The sequence below is a fragment of the Cognatiyoonia sediminum genome (assembly GCF_900129845.1).
GTDB lineage: Bacteria > Pseudomonadota > Alphaproteobacteria > Rhodobacterales > Rhodobacteraceae > Cognatiyoonia > Cognatiyoonia sediminum.
In genome coordinates, this window is record NZ_FQXB01000007.1 from 20247 (window position 1) to 44792 (window position 24546).

Annotated in this window: 20 protein-coding genes and 3 pseudogenes; 9 read left to right on the plus strand and 14 right to left on the minus strand. The window is 49.1% G+C overall.

What is annotated here, in order from left to right; genetic code table 11:
* Positions 1–108: 108 nt before the first annotated feature.
* The 4 genes from hemP to BUA85_RS15185 all read left to right on the plus strand — a co-directional run bounded on the left by hemP (position 109) and on the right by BUA85_RS15185 (position 2339).
* A complete protein-coding gene (gene hemP, locus BUA85_RS15170; protein ID WP_110559109.1) occupies positions 109–276 on the plus strand; it encodes a hemin uptake protein HemP in 168 nt (55 codons plus the stop codon).
* Between the two features lie 170 nt (positions 277–446).
* Positions 447–752, plus strand: a complete 306-nt coding sequence (locus BUA85_RS16985) for a hypothetical protein (protein WP_242649078.1) — start codon at positions 447–449, stop codon at positions 750–752.
* Between the two features lie 12 nt (positions 753–764).
* Positions 765–2027: an imelysin family protein gene (locus BUA85_RS15180; RefSeq protein ID WP_072902600.1), complete on the plus strand. Its 1263-nt coding sequence runs from the start codon at positions 765–767 to the stop codon at positions 2025–2027.
* Positions 2028–2093: 66 nt separating this feature from the next.
* A complete protein-coding gene (locus BUA85_RS15185; protein ID WP_072902601.1) occupies positions 2094–2339 on the plus strand; it encodes a DUF1289 domain-containing protein in 246 nt (81 codons plus the stop codon).
* Here the strand turns inward: BUA85_RS15185 and BUA85_RS15190 are convergent, their stop codons facing one another.
* Together BUA85_RS15190 and BUA85_RS15195 are read right to left on the minus strand one after the other, a co-directional pair.
* Positions 2340–2810, minus strand: a complete 471-nt coding sequence (locus BUA85_RS15190) for a Dps family protein (protein ID WP_072902603.1) — start codon at positions 2808–2810, stop codon at positions 2340–2342.
* Between the two features lie 102 nt (positions 2811–2912).
* Positions 2913–3311: a hypothetical protein gene (locus BUA85_RS15195; RefSeq protein ID WP_072902605.1), complete on the minus strand. Its 399-nt coding sequence runs from the start codon at positions 3309–3311 to the stop codon at positions 2913–2915.
* An 85-nt stretch (positions 3312–3396) separates the two neighbouring features.
* On the opposite strand from BUA85_RS15195, the gene BUA85_RS15200 reads away from it, so the two are divergent.
* The 5 genes from BUA85_RS15200 to BUA85_RS15220 all read left to right on the plus strand — a co-directional run bounded on the left by BUA85_RS15200 (position 3397) and on the right by BUA85_RS15220 (position 10322).
* Positions 3397–4917: a di-heme oxidoreductase family protein gene (locus tag BUA85_RS15200; protein WP_072902606.1), complete on the plus strand. Its 1521-nt coding sequence runs from the start codon at positions 3397–3399 to the stop codon at positions 4915–4917.
* On the plus strand, positions 4917–5804 hold the full coding sequence (locus tag BUA85_RS15205) for an imelysin family protein (protein WP_072902608.1): 888 nt from the start codon (positions 4917–4919) through the stop codon (positions 5802–5804). The genes BUA85_RS15200 and BUA85_RS15205 overlap by 1 nt, the downstream gene beginning before the upstream one ends.
* 797 nt (positions 5805–6601) lie before the next feature.
* Positions 6602–7087, plus strand: a complete 486-nt coding sequence (locus tag BUA85_RS15210; protein ID WP_072902609.1) for a putative pterin-binding protein — start codon at positions 6602–6604, stop codon at positions 7085–7087.
* 29 nt (positions 7088–7116) lie between these two features.
* Positions 7117–9609, plus strand: coding sequence for an ATP-binding protein (locus tag BUA85_RS15215; protein WP_072902610.1), 2493 nt, complete (start codon positions 7117–7119; stop codon positions 9607–9609).
* 98 nt (positions 9610–9707) lie between these two features.
* The gene (locus BUA85_RS15220; RefSeq protein ID WP_072902808.1) at positions 9708–10322 is read left to right on the plus strand and encodes a response regulator transcription factor; all 615 of its coding nucleotides are present in this window, start codon (positions 9708–9710) and stop codon (positions 10320–10322) included.
* Positions 10323–10343: 21 nt separating this feature from the next.
* On the opposite strand, the gene BUA85_RS15225 is transcribed toward BUA85_RS15220, so the two are convergent.
* From BUA85_RS15225 to BUA85_RS16990, 12 genes and pseudogenes are all read right to left on the minus strand, one after another.
* Positions 10344–12929, minus strand: coding sequence for a calcium-binding protein (locus BUA85_RS15225; protein ID WP_072902612.1), 2586 nt, complete (start codon positions 12927–12929; stop codon positions 10344–10346).
* Positions 12930–13238: 309 nt separating this feature from the next.
* Positions 13239–14639 carry a nucleotide sugar dehydrogenase gene (locus BUA85_RS15230; protein WP_083526312.1) on the minus strand — a complete coding sequence of 467 codons (1401 nt, stop codon included), beginning with the start codon at positions 14637–14639 and terminating at the stop codon, positions 13239–13241.
* A gap of 257 nt (positions 14640–14896) precedes the next feature.
* Positions 14897–15232: pseudogene (locus BUA85_RS15235) on the minus strand (cupin domain-containing protein); the annotation flags it as partial.
* Between the two features lie 215 nt (positions 15233–15447).
* Entirely contained in the window at positions 15448–17040 is a 1593-nt protein-coding gene (locus BUA85_RS15240; RefSeq protein WP_072902615.1) for a glycosyltransferase, read from the minus strand.
* The gene (locus BUA85_RS15245) at positions 17040–18431 is read right to left on the minus strand and encodes an HlyD family efflux transporter periplasmic adaptor subunit (protein ID WP_083526309.1); all 1392 of its coding nucleotides are present in this window, start codon (positions 18429–18431) and stop codon (positions 17040–17042) included. Before BUA85_RS15245 ends, BUA85_RS15240 begins: the two co-directional genes overlap by 1 nt.
* Before the next feature lie 148 nt (positions 18432–18579).
* Positions 18580–19911, minus strand: a complete 1332-nt coding sequence (locus BUA85_RS15250) for an alginate O-acetyltransferase AlgX-related protein (protein ID WP_072902619.1) — start codon at positions 19909–19911, stop codon at positions 18580–18582.
* Entirely contained in the window at positions 19908–20939 is a 1032-nt protein-coding gene (locus tag BUA85_RS15255; RefSeq protein ID WP_072902620.1) for an alginate O-acetyltransferase AlgX-related protein, read from the minus strand. Before BUA85_RS15255 ends, BUA85_RS15250 begins: the two co-directional genes overlap by 4 nt.
* Before the next feature lie 9 nt (positions 20940–20948).
* Complete coding sequence (locus BUA85_RS15260; RefSeq protein ID WP_072902622.1) at positions 20949–22346, minus strand: MBOAT family O-acyltransferase; 1398 nt, start codon at positions 22344–22346, stop codon at positions 20949–20951.
* A gap of 4 nt (positions 22347–22350) precedes the next feature.
* The gene (locus BUA85_RS15265; protein WP_072902624.1) at positions 22351–22944 is read right to left on the minus strand and encodes an alginate O-acetyltransferase AlgF; all 594 of its coding nucleotides are present in this window, start codon (positions 22942–22944) and stop codon (positions 22351–22353) included.
* A gap of 190 nt (positions 22945–23134) precedes the next feature.
* On the minus strand, positions 23135–23899 hold the full coding sequence (gene terL, locus BUA85_RS15270; protein WP_110559110.1) for a phage terminase large subunit: 765 nt from the start codon (positions 23897–23899) through the stop codon (positions 23135–23137).
* Positions 23790–24332: pseudogene (locus BUA85_RS15275) on the minus strand (IS6 family transposase); the annotation flags it as partial. The gene terL and the pseudogene BUA85_RS15275, both read right to left, overlap by 110 nt.
* A gap of 52 nt (positions 24333–24384) precedes the next feature.
* Positions 24385–24519: pseudogene (locus BUA85_RS16990) on the minus strand (IS6 family transposase); the annotation flags it as partial.
* Between the last annotated feature and the right edge of the window lie 27 nt (positions 24520–24546).

Here is a 24546-nt window from a genome sequence, read left to right on the forward strand (position 1 = left end):
CACCGAGAAAGCAGAACTTATGCGCATGTGGCAGAGCTCGACTGTAGCGGACGGCTTTAGCCTCGAGTGGACCCTTGATCATTTGGAAAGATCAAAGGAGCTACGTTCATGAATGTTCACGCTATGACCTCAACCGTCATTCCACCAAAAAATCATCTTCCGACATATGACGCATCCGACCTCACAAAGGGCGGAGACCAAGCGCAAATTGTCCTAAATGACCAAGTCTATAATCTGCGTATTACCCGCGCAGGAAAGCTCATCCTCACGAAATGAGTTGTACTCACAGACATCGAGGGGGCGCGCCGGTCGGGTACCTCACTGAATTAACCGGGCCAGAAGCGGCGTCAGTCATTTATCTGCGGCTTTGGTGCGAAGGTGGGAGTCGGAAACAAGAGATCTTTGGCGATTTCGCTTCCGTTTTCGAGTGTCAGCAAGCAGAGCACTTGACCCAGGCATTTGGCGAACTTTGTCGGATGTGCGTTCAACATGGTCGCCGGCCTTTGATGCGGCATTCGGTCCAATGCAAATGCCTTGGGGGTGATGAAGCCTGTTTTGCCAACTTCATATCCTATGCGGCGGACGGTGAACGAGAAGACGCGCTTCTTATGGCAACTCTTATGGTGCGCCCAGACATGGCGCCTTTACTAACGTCCCTCGCAACCGAGATTGGCTTGGCTTTCAAACAAATGAGACTTGCAGCACCCTCAGCGGTGCCGACACCGACACATCAACACGCAACCATTCATTAGAGGAAAAACAAAATGAAACGCGTATATTTAGCAACCACGGCAGTGGCGGTCGCTTTTACTTCTCCGGCCTTCGCTGTCGAAAAGGCAGCGATTTTGGACAACTATGCAGACATTGCGCAGGCAGGTTACGAAGATAGCCTTGCGACAGCTCAGGTCTTGCAAGCGGCTGTCAACGCGCTTGTGGAAAGCCCATCGGCAGAGAACCTTGAGGCCGCAAAAGCGGCTTGGTTGGCTGCGCGCGTTCCATATCAGCAGACCGAAGTTTTCCGCTTTGGCAACGCGATCGTTGACGACTGGGAAGGCAAGGTGAACGCATGGCCGTTAGATGAAGGTCTGATCGACTATGTTGATGCGTCTTACGGTGGACCTTCTGATGAAAATGCCTTCGCTGTTCTTAACGTTGTTGCCAATGCGAAGCTCGATCTCTCGGGTGCAATGGTCGATGCCTCTGCAATTACGCCGGCGCTTCTAGAGGAGACGCTTCAAGAGGCGGATGGTGTCGAAGCCAATGTTGCAACAGGTTATCACGCGATTGAGTTCCTACTTTGGGGACAAGACCTGAACGGTCATGGCGCTGGTGCAGGCGAACGCCCATGGACCGATTACGCGATGGGCGATGATTGCACGAACGGCAATTGCGATCGTCGTGGTGAGTATCTGCAAGCAGCGACGGACCTGTTGGTGTCTGATCTTGAGTGGATGGCTGCGCAATGGGCGGACGGCGGTGAGGCCCGTTCGTCGGTTATGGCAGACGAAGATGCTGGCATCATCGCAATGCTGACAGGTATGGGTTCTTTGTCTTACGGCGAAACAGCGGGTGAGCGGATGCGTCTCGGCGTCATGTTGAATGACCCGGAGGAAGAGCACTCATGCTTTGCCGACAACACCCACAATGACCATTACTACAATGGTGTCGGCATCCAGAACGTCTACCTTGGCGAATATGTACGCACGGATGGGTCTGTCGTGTCTGGCGCGTCCTTGGCCGACCTTGTTGCTGAAAGCAACGGTGACCTCAACGTCGAGATGCAATCCAAACTATCGTCAGCCGTAATGGCGCTTGGACGCATCAAACACGCTGCTGAGTCTGGATTTGCATATGACCAAATGCTTGAACAGGGTAACGCAGCAGGCGAAGCGCTGATCATGGGTGGCGTAAACGGGCTTGTCGACCAAACGCGCTCCATTGAGCGCGTTGTTGCTGCCCTTGGGGTGGACGCAATTGAGTTTGAAGGGTCAGATAGCCTCGACAATCCAGACGCAGTCTTCCAATAAGACTTTGAAAGACTATCTTGGAGGGGCGCCTTGGCGCCCTTCTTCTATCATTGAGCCAGGTCAGTTATGCCCAAGCACCCAAGCCCATGTGTCGATGTTTGCAAATACAAACGTCAAGGTCATTGCATCGCGTGTTCGATGACCAAAGCACAGAAATCCCTCTTTAAGGAGCTTAAGAAGGACAAGCATCGGGCGGCATTTGTGGATATGCTGAAACTGCAACAGGCCAGCATGGGAAAGTTCCATTCGTGGCCTGAACTTTATGCCAAAAAGCTTAGAAAGAAGGGCTTTAAGCCCCCGGATGCTGCCTAGTCACTCAAGGTGAGCGCTGAGGAGCCAAGCAAATTTCTCATGCGTTTGGCCGCGACCGATACACAAGTCTTCCGTAAGAAGATCGCCGTGTTTGGCTGCAATCGCTGCGGTGCCCGCCAACGTAGCTGCAACGGTGCGCTGAGCCTCAGCCAAGGTCTTGATCATTTCTTTGTCTGATGCGTGACCATCGTGCTCTTCAACTTTGGAGCGCGCAATCATGCCGCTCAGCTGCCCTTCGGCGTGACCCCCCAAGGCCCGCACGCGTTCGGCCAGATCATCCTGTGCGACGAAATGGTCCTCATAGATCTCTTGAAACATTGCATGGAGCGGGCCGAAAGCCATACCTTTTACGTTCCAATGGAAATTCTGGGCCAACATGGTTGTGACGACAACCTCAGCCACAGATTGATTGAGCGCATCACAAATTTCGGATTGCGCGTCAGATGCAAGAGTTGCTGCCGTCTGATTCATCTGAAACCTCTTTTGAAATAGATTTGTTGGCTGGCGTAAGCTGGCTATACCATTTAATTTAGAATAATTCTAAAAGAGAGCAAGACCTTTGGTCTAAATTTCTTACTGAAGCGCAATATTCTTTAATAGTAGGTCAAGACTACTGCGCTTGGTCGCTGGTACGCGGCGCATCAGAAGGAAAAGATAGCTATCTGTGTCGTTTCGCATCCGGCAATCTAGGACCCTCAAGAGCCAATCTTCGTCAAATGTTCTAATCTCTGATCCCGGCGCCAAAAACTCCATTGGTTTATCGAGAGCTTGGCCGATAACCCGCACTAAAATTCGTGCAAAGTTGTCTGATGCCTTTGAGCTATCTAGTTCGAGTACGCTGCAGGCTTGAAACAAATCGAGCCTAGCGGAAGCCCGACATTCAAAGGAGAGGAAGCGCAGTTTGTTCAAAAATGGCACAAGATGTGCCACATCGTCGAACTGTTGTAGTTGGTCTAATTTATGCGCCAGCATTCTAAAAATCCAAAATTTCGCAGATGCCCGCGTGGACAGTTTTTTCGTACTTGACTAATATAGTCGGAAATTTGAAGGACAAAAGATGCTCCGTACGTTTTTAACCGTCTTTGTTGCTGGTATTTTACCGTTTGAGGCGGTCTCGCAGGACATTTCGAGCGATTTGCACCTAAATGTGATTCCTCGAACGGCGGAAGAACGCACAAGAATCGCTAATGTCACCTCCCCCACGACAGATTTTAACAGCGCTGAGTCGTTTGAGGCCCGTCCAGCAGGGGCCACTACGGTCAGAGCGCGTCGAACTGCAGATGCGTTTTCCATCTCGTCCGACAACCTTCCCTTCGAGGACGAATTGGATTTCAAGGTTGGGAATGGACTGTTCAGGAAGCTTTGGACCTCTTCACCTTCCTCGACACTCGCGTCCGATGGGTTGGGGCCGCTCTTCAATGCGCGGTCCTGTCAAAGGTGCCACATAAAGGACGGACGCGGACATCCGCCAGCCAATACAGATGACAATGCGATATCCATGTTGGTAAGGGTCTCGATCCCCGGGACCTACGAAGACGCCATAGCCGAGATTGAAGACTATATCGCGACCAAGCCGGAACCTACCTACGGTGGCCAGCTACAAGACTTCACTGTTGCCGGGCAACCCGCTGAGTTTCGGTTGCAGATCGAGTATGAAGATGTGCCGGTGGAACTTTCCGGCGGTGAGACATTTGTGCTTCAACGGCCAATCTACGGTTATGAAAACCAAGGATATGGCGAATTCCACCCCGATACCATGTTCAGCCCAAGGGTCGCGCAACAGATGATTGGGTTGGGGCTTTTAGAGGCAATTCCCGCAGTCGATATTCTTGCCAACGCTGACCCTGACGATGTCGACGGTGACGGCATTTCTGGACGGCCAAATATCATCTGGTCTCACGAATACGAGACCGCCATGCTTGGGCGCTTTGGTCACAAAGCGGGGCAACCAACATTGCCTGAGCAGAATGCGGCAGCTTTTTCTGGTGACGTTGGAATCTCTAGCCCACTGTTTCCACAACCGTATGGTGATTGCACCGTCGCGCAACCAGATTGCCAGAACGCTCCACACGGTGATGGCGATGCTCGGGTCTTCGAGATTGATCAGGAGGGGATGGACCTAGTGACGTTCTATACGCGGAACCTCGCGCCGCCCGCTCGTCGAGACATTGAAGATGTAGAAGTATTACGCGGCAAGGAGATGTTCTATTCAGCCAACTGTACGTCTTGCCATACCCCGAAGTTCGTCACGCACCGGCTCGAAGATCGGCCTGAGCACAGCTTTCAGTTGATATGGCCCTATTCGGATATGCTCTTACACGACATGGGGGAGGGTTTGGCGGACAATCGGCCCGAAGCCCGTGCGACAGGTCGGGAATGGCGCACCCCGCCACTTTGGGGCATTGGTTTAACGGAACAGGTGAGCGGACATACACGGTTTCTGCATGATGGTAGAGCGCGCAATCTGATGGAGGCAATCCTTTGGCATGGTGGCGAAGCTGAGGAGAGCAAGCAAGTTGTTGTAGATATGCCCAAAGAAGACCGCGAAGCACTTATCCGTTTCTTGGAGAGCCTTTGATGAAACACATTTTTGCAATTGGCATTATTTTTCAAGCAACCTTGGCACATGCCGACCAGCGTCAGATCATTCAAGATACGGTCCAGAACCATATTCTTCCCCGCTATGAAGCGCTGAAGGAAACGACGACAGCCTTGAGTGAAACGGCAATGATGGACTGCTTGCCTGAGTCAGAGCCTCTTCGGGCCGCCTATAACGAGGCATTCGATGATTGGATTGCCGTTAGCCACCTTCGATTTGGCCCAAGTGAAACTGACGATCGCGCCTTTGCTCTCGCGTTCTGGCCAGACCCTCGCGGTTCAACACCGAAAACACTTGGCAGGCTTCTTTCCAATTCGGATGAAGCAGGGTTGAACGTGGAAGACTTCTCTGACGTTTCCATTGCCGCGCGCGGTTTCTATGCGATGGAGTTTCTGCTCTACGAAGATGCGCTCCGCGACGTGGGTGAGGAGGATTATCGCTGTTCGCTGATTCAAACGGCGGCTGCCGATATTGCCGAGTCAGCAAACGCAATCGCCGATGACTGGGAGGTGGACTTCAGCGAGACGCTTTTGTCGCCCTCTGGTCTGTTCAAGAACGACCAAGAGGTCATACAAGAACTCTTCAAAGCACTCACGCTAGGATTTCAGTTCACATCAGAAAGCCGCATTGGCCGCCCATTGGCTGATCTTGATCGCCCGCGCCCAAGACGCGCCGAAGCATGGCGGTCGGGCCGATCGAGCCGTAATATTGAGGTTTCAATAGCCACTTTGGCTGATCTAGCGGAACGATTGTCCGCCGACCGTACAGACCTCCAACCGAGGCTCGCGGACAGGTTTGGTCATTGCTGGAAGCTATGCGACCGCCCTGCCCCGCTCAAGCAAAGTTCTTCTGACAATGCCAGATGAATTGTTTGACGGTTGAAACTTCTTCTAACGGCGCGAGCGCTCAGAGCTCGAGTGAACAATAAAGGCAACAAAACAGGACAACAAAACTGCAGCCCGACCGGTTCCGGAAATCAATGTCCAGATAGACCCCAGGACACTCAGGTAAAGTCAATCTATCGGCCCGGTCAGATGAATCCGCTCTTTGGCTGAGTCGGGAGGGCTATTCGGACGGCGCTCGCCATTACACAGGTCATCACCCTCTTAGATCCTAATCCAACGGCATTAGGCGATGTCTCGCCAATTCTTTCTGCGCGCTTCTGTCTGCGAATTATAGAGTCTGCGCCACAAGTTCTGTGCAGGGACCATCAAAACCTTGATTGATCAGCCCCACTTAAGTGGTCGTTTTCAACGAAAGCTGCCGTCTAATTTCTTCTCGATCCATTCCGTCAAACTGGGGCTACACATGCAGAGTTCATCGCTTCTGCTTGGAGGACGACCATGAGTTGATCTTTCAGAAATGAATGTCGGCATTATGCACTGCTCGATTGTTCGGGCCATGTTCAGCATTTGGGGTGTTTAAGCTCGCCGTAACCATCAGTTGCGTTTTGCAATGTCGGAATTTTAGACGCAGGTGCGGGCGCAAGCGGCCCAATGCTGCCTTTGGCATTCATCACTATTCTGCAGCGCAGCGAAACATATGAATGATTTTTCCAGGGGTCTTCAGGTGAAGGCTATACGAAAGTATAGTCCCCTATTCTAATGCCGTCTTGAGTGCCCAGGCTCATGCAATACGTTAAATCAGTGTGAGGACCGAAAATATGTCTATTTTCTTTAAACTTTTTGCGATTCTTCTCGTAACGACAGGCTTAGCTATTGCTTCTGAAGATTCAGCCGAAGTTGTATTAACATTGAGATTTGAGAATAGAACGCAAGAGCCTGTCGAATTTACGTTGGAAGACTTGAATGCGTTCGGCGAAGATCAGTTTTCGACAACAACGATATGGACAACAGGGCCTCAGACCTTCTCTGGTGTATCGCTGAAATCCTTCCTTAACTCACTGGGTATAGAAAATGGCACAATCCTTGCCAGCGCTATCAACGACTATACTGTTGAAATCCCGGTAAGTGACGCCGTCATTGATGGCCCGATGATCGCTTACCGACTTAACGGTGAAGAAATGTCCATACGCGATAAGGGCCCACTTTGGATAGTTTATCCGTACGACTCCAAGTCTGAATATCAAGCTGAAGTTATCTACTCACGGAGCATTTGGCAATTGGACCGAATTGCGATCGTCGACTAGTCTTTGGACTAAAAAGGCGAGAATCTAAAATGTCGCAATTTCAAGAGTCGAGACGGCGGGGTCGCCAGATCTTCATGATCTTGGCGACCTTACTTTGCATTGCAGCAGTGGTGTTATTCGCCAGAAATGTACGTGAAGAAATAGACCAACTTGAGGCTGCTAGATCGGACAATATTCAATGGACATTGAGCCAGATTGAAGTCGAATTTCTGGAGTATTGGATCGCGCTAGCGAGTGCCGTAGAAAAAGAAAACGGTGATCTGATATCCGTTCGCAGGGAATTTGATGTCTTCTATAGCCGAATAACGACTGTCAACAATGGGCAATTGTTCTCAGGACTTAGATTGGAAGAAGGTTTCTCAGAACATTTGAATTTGGTGAATGCATTCCTGACATCGTCCGTAGCGTTTATTGACGGAAGCGATGAAGAGCTGCTAGACAGCTTAAAGGATATGCAAACCGCAACTGAGAACGTTAGGCCCGAGGTACGCGCCTTAGCGAATTCCGGTTTGAACTTCTTTGCAGAGCTTGCCGATCGTCAGCGTCTTGCCTTTTCTGCCGCCCTTGCACGTCTAGGATATATCGTTGCTGGTCTAATAGTGCTGTTGAGCGGCCTAATTCTCTACCTCAGTTGGCTCAACACTCGAAGTCGGAAGCAGCAGCGCGACACCTTGGAAGTGAACGAGCGCATTAACACGATCATTTCGACATCATTAGATGGAGTCATTGTCGCAAACATCCGCGGCGAGATCCTGGAGTTTAACAATGCATCGGAAGAGATTTTTGGCCACTATGCTGAAGATGTTTTTGGCAAGAATATTGGTGATGTGATCGTGCCAGAACATCTCAAAGCGGGCCACGAGGCAGGTATGCAGCGCATGAAAGAGAACGGTGAAAAACATGTCGTCGGACATGGCCGCGTCCAACTTGAAGCTGTGCGCAAAAATGGTGAGCTCTTCCCTGTCGAACTTGCCATTCAATCCGCTGAAACAGAGGATGGTGAGCTCTTCATTGCCTTCTTGAGGGATATCTCTGAAAAGGTTGCGGCCGAGTTGGAACTCGTCCAAGCGAGGGACAAAGCGCTCGAAAGTGAAAAGGCAAAGAGCGAATTTTTGGCTGTGATGAGCCACGAAATTCGGACACCACTGAATGGTTTGCTAGGTAATCTTTCGCTGCTTAAGGACACCAATATCGGGAAAGATCAACGCGAATACATCGCAAATATGGAAACGTCAGGTCGACTGCTGTTGAGTCATGTCACAGGTGTACTTGATATCACACGTTACGATAGCGGATCATTGGAACAGTCTAGACGACCAATGGAAATCGAACCCTTTTTACAAGATTTGTTAGACAGCCAGTCTGGCCAAGCCGACGCACATAACACTCAACTTGAATGGGTGTGGAAGGGTAAGTCAGTCGGAACAGTAAATTCAGACCCAGACCTATTGCAGCCCGTTTTGCTGAACCTCATAGGAAACGCTGTTAAATTCACAAAGAACGGCCAGGTGCGAATTGAGATCGAGAAAGTGGGCGGATCAGAGGGCCAACCAGAACTTGAATTCCGCGTTAGCGATAATGGCATCGGAATTGAGCCCGAAAAACTCGACATGGTCTTTGATGACTTTGTAACAGGTAACATTTCGTTCAACCGTTCGTCTGGCGGAACTGGATTGGGTTTGGGCATTGCCAGACGTTATGCGGAAGCTCTGGGCGGCACAGTGACTGTCGAGAGCAAAATAGGGAAAGGCAGCACATTTACGTTCCGGGCTCCTTTTCATACGCTGATGGATACTGACACAGCGGATGAGTTGGAAAAAACCGTGAAACAGAAGCCGCTGAACATCCTTGTAGTTGAGGATAATGAAATCAATAGTCAGGTTGCACGTGAGATGCTCAAGAAAATGGGGCACAGTGTGACCGAAGCCGCCGACGGCAGAGCCGGAGTCGAAGCCGCCGAGGACACAGCGTTTGATCTAATTTTCATGGACATTACGATGCCGGTAATGGATGGGCGCGAGGCGACACGCACAATCCGCTCAAGTCAGGGTAAATCGGCAAATGCCCCAATCGTTGCCCTTACTGCAAATGTTGTCGAAGCGGATCGAGAAGCAATTATTTCTGATGGAATAAACGAGGTCTTGAGCAAGCCGATATCGCGTACCAAACTTGCCGAAGCGCTTCGTGACGTAATCGCTCCAACATCGCACTCAGTCCTTGATACTGATCAACTTCAAGAACTTTTAGAGCTTTTGGGTACCGAAGGTTTTGAAACAACCTTGGCTCGGTTTCGCGATGAAGGAGAGGCATTTCTTGCCAGTCTCCCAGCACTTGAAGGCAAAGATCTTATAGAAAGCGCGCATAAGTTTGCAGGAAGTGCCGCAATGATTGGCGCGTCCGAATTGCACGAAGCGCTTAAATCACTCGAAGGGTTCGCAAAAAATGGTGAATTCAACCATATTCAATCAACAAAAAGGACATTATTAGAGGTGTGGGCACGAGTTAGAGAAGAGCTTTCCTAATTTTATTGTAAATTTATAGACTTGAGCCATGTTCTTGCCGGTTTGTCGGCTTATTATTTAGCTTATAATGTAACTAGGTGTCGATGGAGGGCCCAAGGTTGAAGATCCTTATTGCAGACGACCACGAGTTGGTTCGCGATACTCTTGCTGCCTTTCTAGAGAAGGAAAACGATATCGAGGTAACCTCAGTTGAGGATTTGACCGCGGCGATCAAGACGATCAAAGGCGGCATCCGCTTCGATCTCGTGCTGCTTGACTACTCTATGCCTGGTATGAATGGCCTTGACGGCCTTGAACAAGCGATTGAGGAGAGCATCGGGCGTCCTGTGGCCGTGATGTCTGGCACTGCTCCGAAAGCAATTGCTCAAGAGGCACTGGACAAAGGAGCAATTGGCTTTCTACCAAAGACGATGGGCGCCAAGTCATTGGTCAACGCAGTTCGGTTTATGGTCGCAGGCGAAACCTTCGTGCCGGTCAAATTCATGACCGAAGAAGTCGTTGAGGATATCAACCCGCTTGCCAAGGGGCTCAGCGCTAGGGAACTGGATGTTCTAAACGGTTTATGCCGCGGCTTGGCCAATAAGGAAATTGCACGTGAGCTGGAATTGCAGGAAGTAACTATCAAGCTTCACGTCAAGACCCTCAGTCGAAAGTTGGATGCGAAAAACCGCACACATGCTGCCATGATTGCCAAGGATGCTGGACTGTTTTAACAGCGGGACCCTTTTTCCTTTTTAGAACAAGAAACCATCAGAAATTTCATCAAGGAAATTTTCTACACCCAGGTCATTATGATCAATCAATACGATTGTAGTGCTGCCAAGATTGATAGTGATAGAAGAAGTATTTTTATCAACATTTTCTTGGATCCATTCTGCTTCAGTTTGATCCGCAGCTAGTAGATTTAATGATCTAAGATCTAACCGGTCGTTTTCACTTCCTGTCCTTGTAAAGTCTTGAATTATATTCTTTTCTCCATCCAAGACATCCGAACGAAAAACAAAAGTATCGCTGCCCGCTCCACCCGAGATTACGTCAGCTCCTGAGCCAGCGTTAATCTTATCGCGACCAGTACCGCCATCAATAACATCATCGCCTTTGTGTGCGCTGATATAGTCATTTCCTTCGCCGCCTACGACGACGTCGTTTCCAGAGCCAGATTTGATGTGATCATTTCCTGCACCGCCATAGACTGTGTCATTTCCACTACTGGAGTCGATGTGATCATTTCCTACGCCACCCATTACATCGTCATCATCCGAGCCCGAGTTTATCACATCATCACCGTCACCACCGTCAATAGTGTCGTTACCAGAACCGCCCTGAATATCATCAGACCCCACGCCGCCAGCGATGACGTCATCATGTTTTCCGCCAAATATTAAATCGTCTCCTTCGCCACCCTGCAATTCGTCGGCGCCAGTCCCTCCGTCAAGGTGATCGTCACCTTCATCTCCCTTAAGAACATCATCATGTTTGCCACCGGATAAAATATCGTTGCCATCACCGCCGTGCAGTTCATCGTTCCCAGTTCCGCCATTTAATGTGTCGTCACCAACGCCACCATAAAGCGTGTCATAACCAGCTGATCCGTCCAGTAGATCGTTTCCATCTCCACCAATCAATATGTCGTCATCTTCAGGCAAAAGGTTGCCGAATTGGTCGTATCGAAGCCCGTTCGCATCATAGATTGATATGAGGCCATTGCTTACAGCATCAGGTCCCGCTCCACCATACAGCGCATCGTCACCGACACCTCCATCGATTGTATCTCCCAACGATGAGCCCACAATTTCATCTATTCCAAAACCGCCGGACAAATTGTCTTTTCCACCCCCACCATGGATGATGTCATCATAGGTTTCGTTTGCATCAAGTTTTGGGGTGAGTTCCGGAGACTTAATCAGGACATTAACGCTCGTGTCTTTCGCTTTAAATGGATCGCTCGTACGAGGGTCCATCGCACCATCATTGGAATACGCCTTGGGCGCATCTGCAATTAGAACTAGGCTGTACTCGCCTGTGCTAGCATCAAGCTCAAGCTTGTAAATACCACCAGAAGTACGAGTGGAGTTGTTCATGTCATGATCGCCGCCGTTGCCGCCTGCATAGAGATTACCATCAGAGTCTAACATCAGTGCACCAAAAGTGAGCGCTGGCATGCCTTGCTTTACGACACCGTTTATTTTCGACGAGGTAACAGACACAGACGTGAATGTTGGTTGACCTCCATTTGCAACTTCTGAGATGTCGATCGTGTACAACTTGCCAGGCTGCCCTTCAGCACTTGGTTTGACAAGGCCATAAAACGACTGGGTGGCTTCGTCGAAAGCGACGTCCCACATCTTATCCGTCACAAGATCTGTTGGAAATTTAAATGTTGTCGTGATTGGATTTCCATCTGAGTCAAACTGATCAACGTCGATCATTGTCAAACGGTCCATACTGGAATGAAAGGACCAGAGGTTGCCGTTGTTATCAAAATCAGCTGTCCAGGAACGGTAGGGAGTGCTTCCCAGGTTGTAGTTCTTGCCTTGGGCATCAATCATCATCAGGTCGCCATAGGACACGGAATTACCCAATGTGTCTGTACCGTTGCCGACTGCGATGCCATAAAGCAAGTCATCTTCTTGGTTGAAACCAATCGCATTGATGTTGACGTTCGAGTCGATGCCAGCCTTGTTGTATGTTTCAGTTTCAACGTCGAACACATTTAGCGTTCCGTTCATGACTTGATACACGTGCGTTTGGCCTTCAGCGAATGCACTGACATTGAGCTCTGCTTCGCCAAATGAAACGGTTTTCTGGTACCAGAAGGCCGGTCCGTCAGTATTAATAACTGGGCCAGAATTTTCCGCACTGCTTTCAGCTGACTTGAAAGTCAATTCACCAGGCCCACCTGTGCCAGAAAAATCGACAGAGTGCGCCGAGAAAACAGCGCTGTTGGTATCGAAACTATCGATAACCACTCCATTCCAGAGAACCTCGACGGCTCCGGACAAAGACTGAGCGCCGTAGTTGGCAGCAATGTCGAACGATATGGAATATGTTGTGTTGGCTACGGTCTCCACAGTTTGTGTCATGGACGTTGAGCCGTCGGGATTATCTTGTACCTGCCATGCGCCGGTGGCACCAAACTCACTAAAGCTGCTAGCGCCTTCAGTGCCCTCGAGAAGATTTACAGGATCGAAGTCTCCATAAATTGTGTCCTCGCCGGCAGCTCCTTCTATGACGTCATCTCCTGCCAGCCCAACAATCTTGTCTGGGTCTCGGGTTCCTTGGAGAAACTCATTATTGCTTGTGCCAAAAATATCGCTCATCTCGGACAACTACCTTTCATGATCTTAGGCCTCTTCGAAGCGTAGTGGGGCACTTGACTTTGGATATCAAAATCTGAACGTGAACGAGCTGCATAAACAACGGTTGCTCCGCAGTATGCTGCACTCCAACTGATCCCGCATAGCGTCAAGATTTCTGCTATTTCGCAACCATATTGATAGGCCGAGATGGCTGTTCCAATGCTGAATGCCGTCGAATTGAACAGTGAAAAAGGCAGATGGCGTCGCGTTTGTGCCGGAGGTTTCTGAAACTGGATATCCAGATAGGTGGGTTGAGATTTAGAAGCCATCTTACCAACCAATGCCTGCATAGTTTGGACCGGCCGTCTTAGACGAGTTCAGCCGAACAAGGTCCAAGACAGGTTTTTGTTCGTCGTTCTTTAGAATTTTTCGATAGGTTTCGTGCGCATGGGTAACGATCACCGCATCGGACTTCTCCATTACATCGACAGCGTCGTCGTACAACATATCAGACAATCGCGATGCCAAAGCGCGAAGCCCAGGGCTGCCATGGCGCATGTAACTCAATTGACCGGATAACGACGTTTTCTTTGTAATTGCTGAATCATGAACAAAGATCTCGATACCTTCCTCTTCCAAAGCAGCCATAACTTCTAAAATCGGGCTTTCGCGCAAATCATCTGTTCCAGGCTTAAACGCGATACCAAAAACGCCAATTCGTCTTGCTCCTGTGTCCTTTGCCATTTGGATCGCTGCGTCGATGTGGGCGCTATTGGAAGTACTGAGTGATTTGATCAAAGGCAGGTTGACGCCGATGCCTTCGGCTATATGCGCTACCGCGCGCACTTCTTTAGGAAGACATGATCCACCGAATGCGAAGCCGGGCTTTAAATAATACGAGCTCAAGTTGAGCTTGGTATCTTGAACAAAGATATCCATAACATCATGACTATCGACGCCAAGCGGCTTACAAAGACGACCCACCTCGTTTGCAAATGTCACTTTGGTCGCATGCCAAACGTTATCAATGTACTTCACCATTTCGGCTGTTTCGACCGAAGTAACGATGACATTCTTATCCACGGCACTATAAATCTTGCGCATGATACGTTCAGACCGACTGTCAGTAACGCCGATGACCGTTTTCGGTGGGGCATGAAAGTCAGCAACCGCCACACCTTCGCGCAAGAATTCAGGATTAAAGCAAATTCCAAAGTCGACACCGACCGTCTTACCTGACACTTCTTCAATCACCGGCGCCATCATTTCGAGCGTCGTGCCAGGAGGAATAGAGCAACGCATCACAACGGTATGAAATCCCCCTTTTCGAGAAAGACCTAGGCCAATCGAACGGGCCGCGGTGTCGATATAGCTAAAATCGCAACCGCCATCTTCTGAGGTCGGGGTACCAACAGATACAAAGGTCACGTCAGAGTCAACTACGGCCTGTGAAACGTCTGTCGTGGTATGTATGAGATTTCTTTCAATGCCTTCTAACAGTAGACGATCTAAATCTTTCTCGTGGATGGGTGAGATGCCGGAGGCGATCTGCTCTACCTTTGAAATATCAACATCGACGCCAATCACAGGATGTCCAAGGCTGGACAAACAGGCCGTCGAGACAGCCCCGACATAACCTAAACCTACGACACTAATGCAAGGCTTTTCAGTTACTTTGTCGAGCTGTACTGGTACGGCCTGAGAGGCATTTATCAGTTGCATATCCATCATATTTTGCATCACTCGCTGTCAAATTAAATCTCTACAAGTTGTATAAACTACTGAAAAATTTCTGGTTTTTAGACGAAGTACAGCTGCGCGATCAAAAGCATGTCGGATATATGCGTATGGATATGCAGGGCTATCCTTGAAAATTGACGATACAAAAAATGAGAACCCGTGATCACCAGAATAGGTGATCACGGGCTTCAATTGCGCGTACTGTGAGTGACCGTAGGCCGCGCAAACTCCTGAGGGGGTAGGAGTAATTAAATCCGACCGTAGTCGTCTTCATAGCGGATGATGTCGTCCTCTCCGAGATATACGCCACTTTGAACTTCGATAAGGTGCATTGGGGTCTTGCCCGGGTTCTCCATTCGGTGAACTTCACCCAGTGGAATGCGTACAAAATCGTTTTCGCTAAGGAGTTTGGTTTCTACATCAATTGTCACTTTGGCGCAGCCTGCAACAACCACCCACGTCTCGGCCCGATGCAAATGGCATTGAAGACTCAGTTTGCGTCCTGGCCATACCACGATGCGCTTCACTTGAAAGCGCTTACCTAACATCAATGTTTCGTAAAAGCCCCATGGGCGATGAAAGCGCTCCACATTTGTAGACACTCCAACTTCTTTATCAACGCTATGCGAGAAATTGGCGTGGTCCAGTACTTCCACTGGGGACGTAATTTTTACAGACTTGTTCATGTCACTCTCCAATACGTTCACAAGTTAAGTCTGCCCTATGAACAATCGCTTGGCTGCATCGCTAAAGTCTAATTTTCATTTCGGTCGAGTATGGTTGCGCTCATAAGGATAGGTCAGAACGAAAACGGGATTGGTAGTAAACCGATGTAAATGGCGACCGCCATGACGAAACCTACTGCTGTTGTGATTAGCTGGAACTTCGCCATGGCATTTTGAGATTTTGCTAGTAGACCGTCACCCACAGCAGCAGTTTGATTGCCACGATTTGACCACTTTTGCTTGCTGAGATGAAAGATCATAAAAACCTTCACAGCAGCATTAATGAACTGGTTCAAATAGAGAATAAACGGCCAGCTGAGATCGATAGTTCTGCTGTAGCGATAGAGAAAAAGGCACAAAAGAATACGACTAGACAATACCCAAATTAGGTAGCCCCAAAGGTAAAGAGGTTCGATAAAGCTCGCCAAAATTGCGATGGTTGGACTAACTAACATGGTCCACATGGCGATCCTTTGGTCGATCAGGCACCACCATATAAATGGTTTAACCTTCCGCGGCCCCAAAGCAATAGCGCGGCTACCATTCCGTAGCATATTACCTGACCACCGTCGGAAGTTTTGTATCATGCGACCTAAGCCGCTCTCTTTGATAACCTCAATGGTGTAAACAGTTGCGTCAGGAACGTACGTCATCTTCGCATCACGGGTTAGCATATGATACCAAGTCGACTTGTCATCACCAGACAGGAACCGAAATCGACCCCAAAGCCAGTGATCCAAATGGTCTGCTTCGATTGTGCGAATAAATTTTTCGGATAGCATATGTTGAGCCCGAAAGACTGACATTCTACCCGTTAATGTAAGTACCTTACCAGATAGTGCATGGCTTTGCATGGCTAGTCGGCGTTGTGCAAACCTCATGCTAAGCCAACTTTGAATCCATTTAGGGCCGTAGCATATAACTTCCTCATCGGTCGTTAGAGCTTGTAATTCCGGATCGGTCCCGAACATGGGCAAGACTTTTTCAAGCACATCACTTCCGAAAAGCGCGTCACCGTCCATGAAAACTACTAAATCGTTCGGATCGACACCAGATCGACTAATTGCGCGAACTATTAGACCAATCGCCATACGCTTTCCCGGTTGGTTTTGCCTGATGAAGATTAGTTCAGCCAAAGCATCTGGGATATCAACAGAGTGGGTTTCCACAAAATCTCGGATTATCAATTCGTCATATGCTGAACCCGTTCCGACATATAGCGTCGTAGGAATACCTTCATGTTTGATTTGTCCAAGTATTGAACCGATGACTCGCTTGGTGATCGAGGGATCTTCGTAGTACGTTGTCATCTGAATATGCAATCTCCCTGGTCTCCAACCAGAAGCCCACAACTCTTGAGATTTTGCACGCATTTGAGGCCAAACTGCTCGTCGATAGATTTCCGCGCGGACGGCATGAGTAAACCACCAACCAAAACGCCAAATACCCAGAAAGCCCAAAACGATTGATAGGTGCATTACCTCGGGCTGTAGAAAGCGGTTTGGAACAAAAAGAAGCAGCCAAATGATGCAAAGAAAAAGCAATGCTAGGCCGACAACTTGTTTTGGTGCCCACTTTGCGAAGCCTCTTTTGGCCGGTGAAGTGAGCTCAGCAAGCCGTAATGTCAAATCTTTATCGAATGCGTACTCATTGTCTGGTAACGACATTAGTCAGCAATCCAAGGCAAGAAACTAAGCCAACGTTTTTTTGCACGCATCTGAACAGGAGCATTCGGCCGAAACATCTGCCGCATCTCTTCAGTGCTCAAATCGTTCAAATGAACAGTTACAATAAGGCCAAAATCTTTGGAAATGTCAGGATCAATTGCAGCTGTGACATTCACAATCTCTCCTACACTTGACTTAGCTTCTAGCCCTGCATTGAACCTTACCGTTGCTTTCATACCCTCAAAAATCATATCGCTTCTAGTTTCGCTTAACCAAGCTTTAACTAAGCGCGGGGTGTTTTCCTCAATCTCAATGACGCGTACGCCACGATCAAGAAATTGATTTTCGAAGACATCGACTGAGACAATAACTCCATCTGTTGGCGCCACAATGTCGACTGCATCGTTGACGTTCTTGGCGTTTCCTAAGTCGCGTTTGAGACGTGACCAATAGGTCCGAAGATCTTCAACTTCGTGGGTTAAATGCCGTTCCATCTCGAATTGACGACCGATACCGGCAGCTCTATTCTCATCAAACCGCTTTATTTCGTTCCAAGCTTCTTGCGCGCTCAAGGTGCCAGTTGTTGCTGCGAAATTCTCATGTCCCACTATCGCTACAACCAAACGAAGAGCCTCTTTTAAGTGTTCACGACTAGCTTCTATCTGCTTACGATGTTCAGCCAGACGCTGCTCGGCTTCAAAAATAAGCCTTTCGTACCGCGCAATGTTTGCGCGAACATCATCGAGCGCTGCAGCGGTTTCTGGATTGTTCAAGTGCACCAGTGTCTGACCTTGTTCGACACTTTGTCCCGGCTCAACTAAGATTTGATCTACAAAGCCACTTTGAGATGTATGTAGCACAGTCATCGGTGCTACGATGCGTGCCTGAAGCAGTTCGACATGTGCAAGGCGATTGATGACTTGGCTCCCTATTACACCAAAAACGATTACCGCTAATACTAAGTAGAGGGATACATTCCAAATTACTCTCAATATACGGGGACTTTGTTTAGCGCGCCCTTCAATTTCCTCTTCATTAGTTTCGGTCATTGGCACCAGATCAACTGGCGTATCGAGGCTAGTGATTACCTCTTCAGTTGATGCCATCTTTCCAGACAGAATAGAGCGGTAAAAGATGGCAAGTGTTTCTCGCTGACGTCCTGACAAGCCATCAAATAACAACTCCCTTCGGTGGCTACCGTCCTTAAACCGAACATCAAACTGAATATCGACGCCTTGGAATGGAATAGAAAGCAAACCCGCCTTCGGAAGAATATCAGTCTTTTCAGGATATTGCACTCCGTTCAGTGACCAACTTTTTATGCAAATTTCATCACCACTCTCAAGGGTTAACTTCAGAGGTGCTCGGACGCTATAACTGAGGTCCGACATTGGTCGTTCGTGTCGTACACGCACGAAAAGCTCCTGACACTGGCCACTACAATCATTTTCTAATCCAAGAAAAGCTCCGCTTGACAGTCAACATAGTCTATAACCATGTGCAAAGGGTCGCTGGACTATGCTTTGGAATAGATCCGTCTCAGGAGTCCTCCACACTGGATTGATACCTAAAGGACACTTGTTGAAGTGCGACCCCCTGATCAAATTTAGCTATGATTTCAATTATACTATCATTGTCCCAACCGCTTAGGTCTGCAAACCAATTGGTAGTACGACGGTCTAAGGGAACCCTGTCTTTGCGACGTAGCTTGATGGTTCTTGTTTTACCACTTTCAAAACTTATGACTACGTCGACTCGTAAAAGGTTGGCTGTTTCTGTCTCAAACTGAATTAGATCTGCTTTAAGTGGTCGGTCAAAGAAAGTTATAGCCGCTTCGTTTGACGAAGAAAGTTCTAACGATTGTGGCGGAGACAGATTGGAACTCTCAAACCTAAGGGCTCCAAGCAACTGCCGTAAATGAGATGTCGAATTTGGGGATTGGGTATATGGGAATTCCCAAATCACATTGCTGTAGTCATCGACATCACCGGACAGAATAAATGCCTCCATTGGCCCAATCATGCCACCGCCAGAAATCGAATAGTTAGATACATCGGCTCCGCTTGCAGCGGCGAGCGCATCGGCAACTTGGTATTGGTCCCGCTTGTACCGATCGCTAAAACTAGTTCCAACCAACGCGATTTTATCTTCGGATGCACTTCCGAAGAGACCCAAGCCTTGAGAAGCCATGATGCGTGAGTAATTCATTTTCGCAACTTGTTCGACGTCATTCTCTAAACCGCAAATGGCGTTTACTATGTTGGAAAGTGATCCCCCTTCTTCGTAGATATCCGAGCTTACTACGTCTGAGACTGAGAAAGCTGCATCTGAAAACCCAAACTCGGCCGCAAGTTCAAGCGCGCTAGCAGCTGCTCCTGCAGGAGTCCAATGTGTATCACGACGAAAATAATATTGACGAAATTGGTTCATCTCCTGAGCGACTGGCAAAAGGTTTGGGACAATAGCACCCGTTTGCCTCAGCTGTTCAATCATTTGGTTAAAACTATCGCTAGCAGCAACCGTGTCAAAGACGCTGTTTGAACCTAAGGTACTTTTTACGACCCCATCCCCAGCAACTAGAGGTCGTGGTGGTGCGATCATGATCGCAAGTTTTATCCCACGACTTTCGAACTCTTCGGCAATACCGCTCATCAGATGGACGGCTTCAGATTTTAAAGTATAGCTCTCTGACAGTTGGTCGGAAGTGAATATCCAGCCATTTTCTATATCCGTATGAATGGGAGCTAACCGCCTATATTTATTCTCCAAATTATCAGTTTGAAGCAATTCTGGACACATTGGAGTAGCATTCACCGGTAGTCCAAGACTTATAGCTACAAAAGCAATACCTAATAATGTAATGGTTTTCATCGATCAGTTTCCTCGGTAGATATATATCGTTCTGGTATTTCCCAAATTACTATTTTTGGTGGCGCGCTTATGAAGTCATCGGAAGCGAGATAATCGCGCATCGGTTCAAACGGGCCGGACCCAATCTGGGCAACATTCAAAACATCCACACCAAGATGTTGCTTGAGAAAGCCGTCAAAATTGAATGCGGGATTGGCTGAAAAGCTTGTCCCAACAAGTGTCACCGGTATTTCGAAATTGTCGAATAGTGACATCTCGCCTCCAACTTGCTCGGTCAATGCTAGTGAGACAGATTCCTTTGGAAAATCTATCAAGTTGCTAAGAAAGCCCGTTTCAATGAAGGTCATCAAGTCGCCGTTGAAGGGAGACGGGTCAGACCAGGTGGTCCGATATATATTATGCGTGTCCAATGAATTGATGAGCAGCGATGCCACTTCGCGAGCAATGGTTTCTGAACCCAAGGGAGACCAGTGTGTATCAGTCCGGAGATACGGAGCTGCGTGTGATTTTAGATCCAAAAATATTGGTCTTAGGTCTAACGTTTGAATTTGCGCATCCTTTAGATGATTAAGAACACTATCATACCGCATTTCCAAGCTGTCCATGCGAGCGTGTGGAAGCTTTTCCGCATAGATGCGTGCTTTGTCGGGAACAACGATAGTGATCAGTTTTGTTCCTGAGGCTTGCAGTTGTGCAGAAACCGAGTCCAGTTCATCATCAAACGAGACATCTGAGTTAGGTTGACGGAATTCCTCCGCTGTAAAGAGCCAGTTATCAGTGGTGCGGATAACATCGTTATGGGTCTGATCAAGAATAACAAGCTGAAAAGCGGTCCAAATATCGCGCGAAATTTCAGATAAAGGGAAGTGATCGATGAAATCTGCTTCAACGGAAGACTGGTACTGCCCGCCCCAAATTGACTTGCTGGGTTGGATGAATTTTGTTTGGATCATCGCCACGCATCCAAGTCCGACGGTTGCTATCAAGAGCGCCGCAAGTCCAAGTGATTTAGAGTAGCCAATTCCCATAGTGTCACCTCAGAACTGAAAGTACAGGAACGGTGAATGGGCCCGTGCACTCAAGACAATCGTGCATCCGACGAACATGAGCGGTGTGAAGAGTTGAAGACTCATCAAATACTGAGGCACCGATACTCGTGGATTGATCGAAGGGGCAATAGAAAGAATAGCACCAACAATTAATCCAACGAACTCTATAGGCTGATTAAAATAGATCGTTTCTGCGCTGATATTAATGCCGTTAAGCCCTACCATTCCGCGATACATTTCAAATGCATCGGTGACTGTCGCCGCGCGGAACATCACCCAACCTACAATAACAGCGACCATAGTAAATGGCCAACCGGTATATCTTGGCCAAACCCTCTTTCGCGATTTTGAACCAATTGCCCGTTCGAGGGAAAGCAGCAAGCCGTGCCAAGCCCCCCAGATGATGAATGTCCAATTTGCACCGTGCCAAAAGCCACCCAGGACCATGGTCAACATCAGGTTTCGAAAGGTCTTGAGGGTGCCCCCGCGATTGCCACCGAGTGGAATGTACAAGTAGTCACGCAGCCAGTTTGAAAGACTGATATGCCAGCGCCTCCAGAACTCAGTAACTGATTGGCTAATGTACGGTGCATTGAAATTCTCCACGAACCTGAAGCCGATCATCAAACCGAGACCAATGGCCATCGCAGAATACCCAGCGAAGTCAAAGAGTAGTTGTATGGAATATGCGCCAGCCCCCAGCCATGCCTCCGCCATGGTTGGAGCATCCAAAGCAAACATCCTGTCGGCAAGCGGCGCGACTGTGTCTGCGATCAACAGCTTCATAGCTAGTCCTTGGACGAAGCGCTTGCATCCGCTTTGGAAAACAAGAAGCGAATGTGTTCGACTTTGAAATTGGTCAGCCACATCCTTATAACGCAGCACCGGGCCAGCGATTAGCTGGGGGAACAAGGCTGAAAAGGCCAGGAAATCCATAACGGTTCGGGCTGGTGGGGCATCCTTTCTCGATACGTCCAAGATGTAGCTTATGGATTGGAACGTGAGGAAGGAAATGCCAATCGGCAGCACAATCTTTTCAACACCTAACGACGCTCCGTCAAATGAAATTAATGCTGCATCGATGCTCTCCGCGATAAAGTAGGTGTACTTAAAATAACCAAGGACCGCCAAGTCGGTGCCAACGCCCAACTTAACCCACAATGACTTTCTTTTCTTCGACTTCGCGGCAAGGGCAGCATTTGCACAGATGAAACTGACAAGTGAAATGCCGACGACAACGGCAAGGTACTCTAAGCGCCACCAGCCATAGAAGGCATAGCTGCCTATCAGGATCCACGCAGAACGAAAGCGTGCTGGTACAACGTAGTAGACCGCAAGGAAGGCCGGCAGAAAGCCAAAGATAAATATGAGCGACGAGAAGACCATCGCATCAGTCCGTGATCACAGCGCCGTAGCTCGTCGGCACAAGTTCTACGCCATCGTTAGTCACAATGAATGAAAGATCTTCTCCGCGACTCATAGAGACGTCAAACGTTCCAAGTACGGTCTGGCTAGGCACTTGTACGACGCTAAACTCAGCTTTAATCGGATTGACGGCCCGTATGTTGGCAGCTCCAAACCTTGTCGGCCTAATGACTTCTATTGCCCCGCCGTCTGCCACAAGGCTCACAGCGTTCACGGTTGCGTTCAAAAGCAACAGGTGAACCTTAGAAGCGGAGGTCCGATCGGGTTCTGGGATAACAATGCCTTCACCCTCGGTCGTAACGACAACAGTACTAAACCGCGAAGCTGGTGCCTCTGGAAGCAATGAGGCAGAAACCACCGAATAGGCGACCTGCTCGGGTTCAGTTTCGAAGGTCCAACCAAAAGCAGTCAAGTCTTTGGCCGGGTCTTCTGCCAGAAATCTGACGAATACTGCGTCTTCTGGTACGGCAGCACCATAAAGCGCTTCGTCGTTTGCGTCGGCAGGGCTGACTGTAGTCAAAATAGCAGCCGCGGCAATGTGTGTTGCATGTAGATTCATTTAGGTCACTTCTTTGACAGAAGACTAACCAAACTTTCTGTATTCGCTGGGTAGCAAACGGCTTGTTTTATATTCAGAAGGATATTCCAGAGAAGCATTTGGAGTATTCGGTTTGCCGATGAATACGGTCGCTTTTTAGTAGTATTTTTTGAACGGCGCATGCAGCTGCGGCGAATGTCTGGATCCCGCCCTACCTACGCCGACGTTGACGCTCACGCCGCTCGATATTTATCGGGTGTTCGCGACCAAGCGCGCGGTAGATACCGTTACCTTTGGACCAATTCACGAGCTGGCTAAAGCTATCAACCTGGTCATCATTCCGCCCGCGTGGGAAGGACTGCAGTTCACGCTTGAAGACGGGTAGCCACGGGGCCTCCTTCGGAAGGAACACTTTGCCTTCTTCAACTGGGGCGAGCGAAGATCGGAATCGCGTCTCCTTGTCATTTTCCGGCCGGATGCGCTCATACCGCCGCCAATCATCTCGGAATAACTCGTCAAATAGCGACCGACCCGTTGCAGCGTCTTCGATCAACACACGATCGGGATCCCATTGCTCGACCAGTGCCAGGGTTCTTGACTTCAGATCCGGATAGTCAAGCTGACCGCGCCAGACATCGAGAAGATACCAATTGTTTTCGCGGAACCCCCAAGTCGTGCAGACTGAGAAGTCAGCCCTCGGGTCTGCCGACATGCCGGTGTCCCAGCTTTGAATAACCGCTTGGTACCAATTTCGGTCAGCGCCAACCTCATAGGCCCTAAACCACTCCCAACGGAGCGGCGAACCATCCGGTACAATTGGGTTTTGCTGGTACTGACAGTTGAACGTTTCTGACCCCATCTCACGGCGCACTTCGCATCCGTCGGAACGGTAAATGCGAGTTCTCAGCTCGATTGTTGAGCCATCGGCCAGCTTCCTGCCGTGTGTCGGCGCCGATTTCGCTAAGGGCGGCTCCATAAGACCGGAGTTTATCTGTTACGATCTCTTCGGCTCGGCCATGCTTGCGTATTGCTTTCTTTAGGAATTTTCGGGCTGCCTTCTTATCGCGGGCCTTGGTAACATAGCTTTCAAGCACTTCGCCCTCGTGATCGACCGCGCGCCAAAGGTAATGGGTCTCGCCGTTAATCTTCACGAACATCTCGTCGAGGTGCCATCGCCAGCGGCTGGACTTCATACCTTCAATACGACGTTTCCGGATCTCGGAGGCAAACGTCGGGCCAAAGCGATGCCACCAGTACCGGACAGCCTCGTGGCTGACGTCGACGCCGCGTTCGTGTAGCAAATCCTCCACGTTCCGCAATGAAAGTGGAAACCGAACGTACAACATCACCGCCAGGCGGATGACCTCTGGGCTGGTTTTGAAGTGCTTGAAAGAGACAGGTTTGGTCATTGCTGGAAACTATGGGACCGCCCTACTCGCCACTTGCCAGGTTATTCTGACAAAGCCCGCATTCATGCAGAAGGTTTTCGACGTTCCGAAGCGAGAGCGGAAACCAGATGTACAACATTGCCGCCAGGCCGATGATTTCAGGTCTGATTTTGAAGTATTTGAAGGAGGCGCATTGGGTCGTTTCCAATGGCTGCCAAACCACCGTGTCCGCCTG

Bases quoted from the DNA above. Each gene is read 5' to 3' on its own strand.
- BUA85_RS15210 (WP_072902609.1), top strand. From the start codon at position 6,602: ATGTCTATTTTCTTTAAACTTTTTGCGATTCTTCTCGTAACGACAGGC.
- BUA85_RS15240 (WP_072902615.1), bottom strand. From the start codon at position 17,040: ATGTCGTTACCAGACAATGAGTACGCATTCGATAAAGATTTGACATTA.
- BUA85_RS15225 (WP_072902612.1), bottom strand. From the start codon at position 12,929: ATGAGCGATATTTTTGGCACAAGCAATAATGAGTTTCTCCAAGGAACC.
- BUA85_RS15190 (WP_072902603.1), bottom strand. From the start codon at position 2,810: ATGAATCAGACGGCAGCAACTCTTGCATCTGACGCGCAATCCGAAATT.
- hemP (WP_110559109.1), top strand. From the start codon at position 109: ATGAATGTTCACGCTATGACCTCAACCGTCATTCCACCAAAAAATCAT.
- BUA85_RS15265 (WP_072902624.1), bottom strand. From the start codon at position 22,944: ATGAATCTACATGCAACACACATTGCCGCGGCTGCTATTTTGACTACA.
- BUA85_RS15260 (WP_072902622.1), bottom strand. From the start codon at position 22,346: ATGGTCTTCTCGTCGCTCATATTTATCTTTGGCTTTCTGCCGGCCTTC.
- BUA85_RS15185 (WP_072902601.1), top strand. From the start codon at position 2,094: ATGCCCAAGCACCCAAGCCCATGTGTCGATGTTTGCAAATACAAACGT.
- BUA85_RS15255 (WP_072902620.1), bottom strand. From the start codon at position 20,939: ATGGGAATTGGCTACTCTAAATCACTTGGACTTGCGGCGCTCTTGATA.
- BUA85_RS15245 (WP_083526309.1), bottom strand. From the start codon at position 18,431: ATGTCGGACCTCAGTTATAGCGTCCGAGCACCTCTGAAGTTAACCCTT.
- BUA85_RS15180 (WP_072902600.1), top strand. From the start codon at position 765: ATGAAACGCGTATATTTAGCAACCACGGCAGTGGCGGTCGCTTTTACT.
- BUA85_RS15195 (WP_072902605.1), bottom strand. From the start codon at position 3,311: ATGCTGGCGCATAAATTAGACCAACTACAACAGTTCGACGATGTGGCA.
- BUA85_RS15205 (WP_072902608.1), top strand. From the start codon at position 4,917: ATGAAACACATTTTTGCAATTGGCATTATTTTTCAAGCAACCTTGGCA.
- BUA85_RS15230 (WP_083526312.1), bottom strand. From the start codon at position 14,639: ATGATGGATATGCAACTGATAAATGCCTCTCAGGCCGTACCAGTACAG.
- BUA85_RS15250 (WP_072902619.1), bottom strand. From the start codon at position 19,911: ATGAAAACCATTACATTATTAGGTATTGCTTTTGTAGCTATAAGTCTT.
- BUA85_RS15215 (WP_072902610.1), top strand. From the start codon at position 7,117: ATGTCGCAATTTCAAGAGTCGAGACGGCGGGGTCGCCAGATCTTCATG.
- terL (WP_110559110.1), bottom strand. From the start codon at position 23,899: ATGGAGCCGCCCTTAGCGAAATCGGCGCCGACACACGGCAGGAAGCTG.
- BUA85_RS15200 (WP_072902606.1), top strand. From the start codon at position 3,397: ATGCTCCGTACGTTTTTAACCGTCTTTGTTGCTGGTATTTTACCGTTT.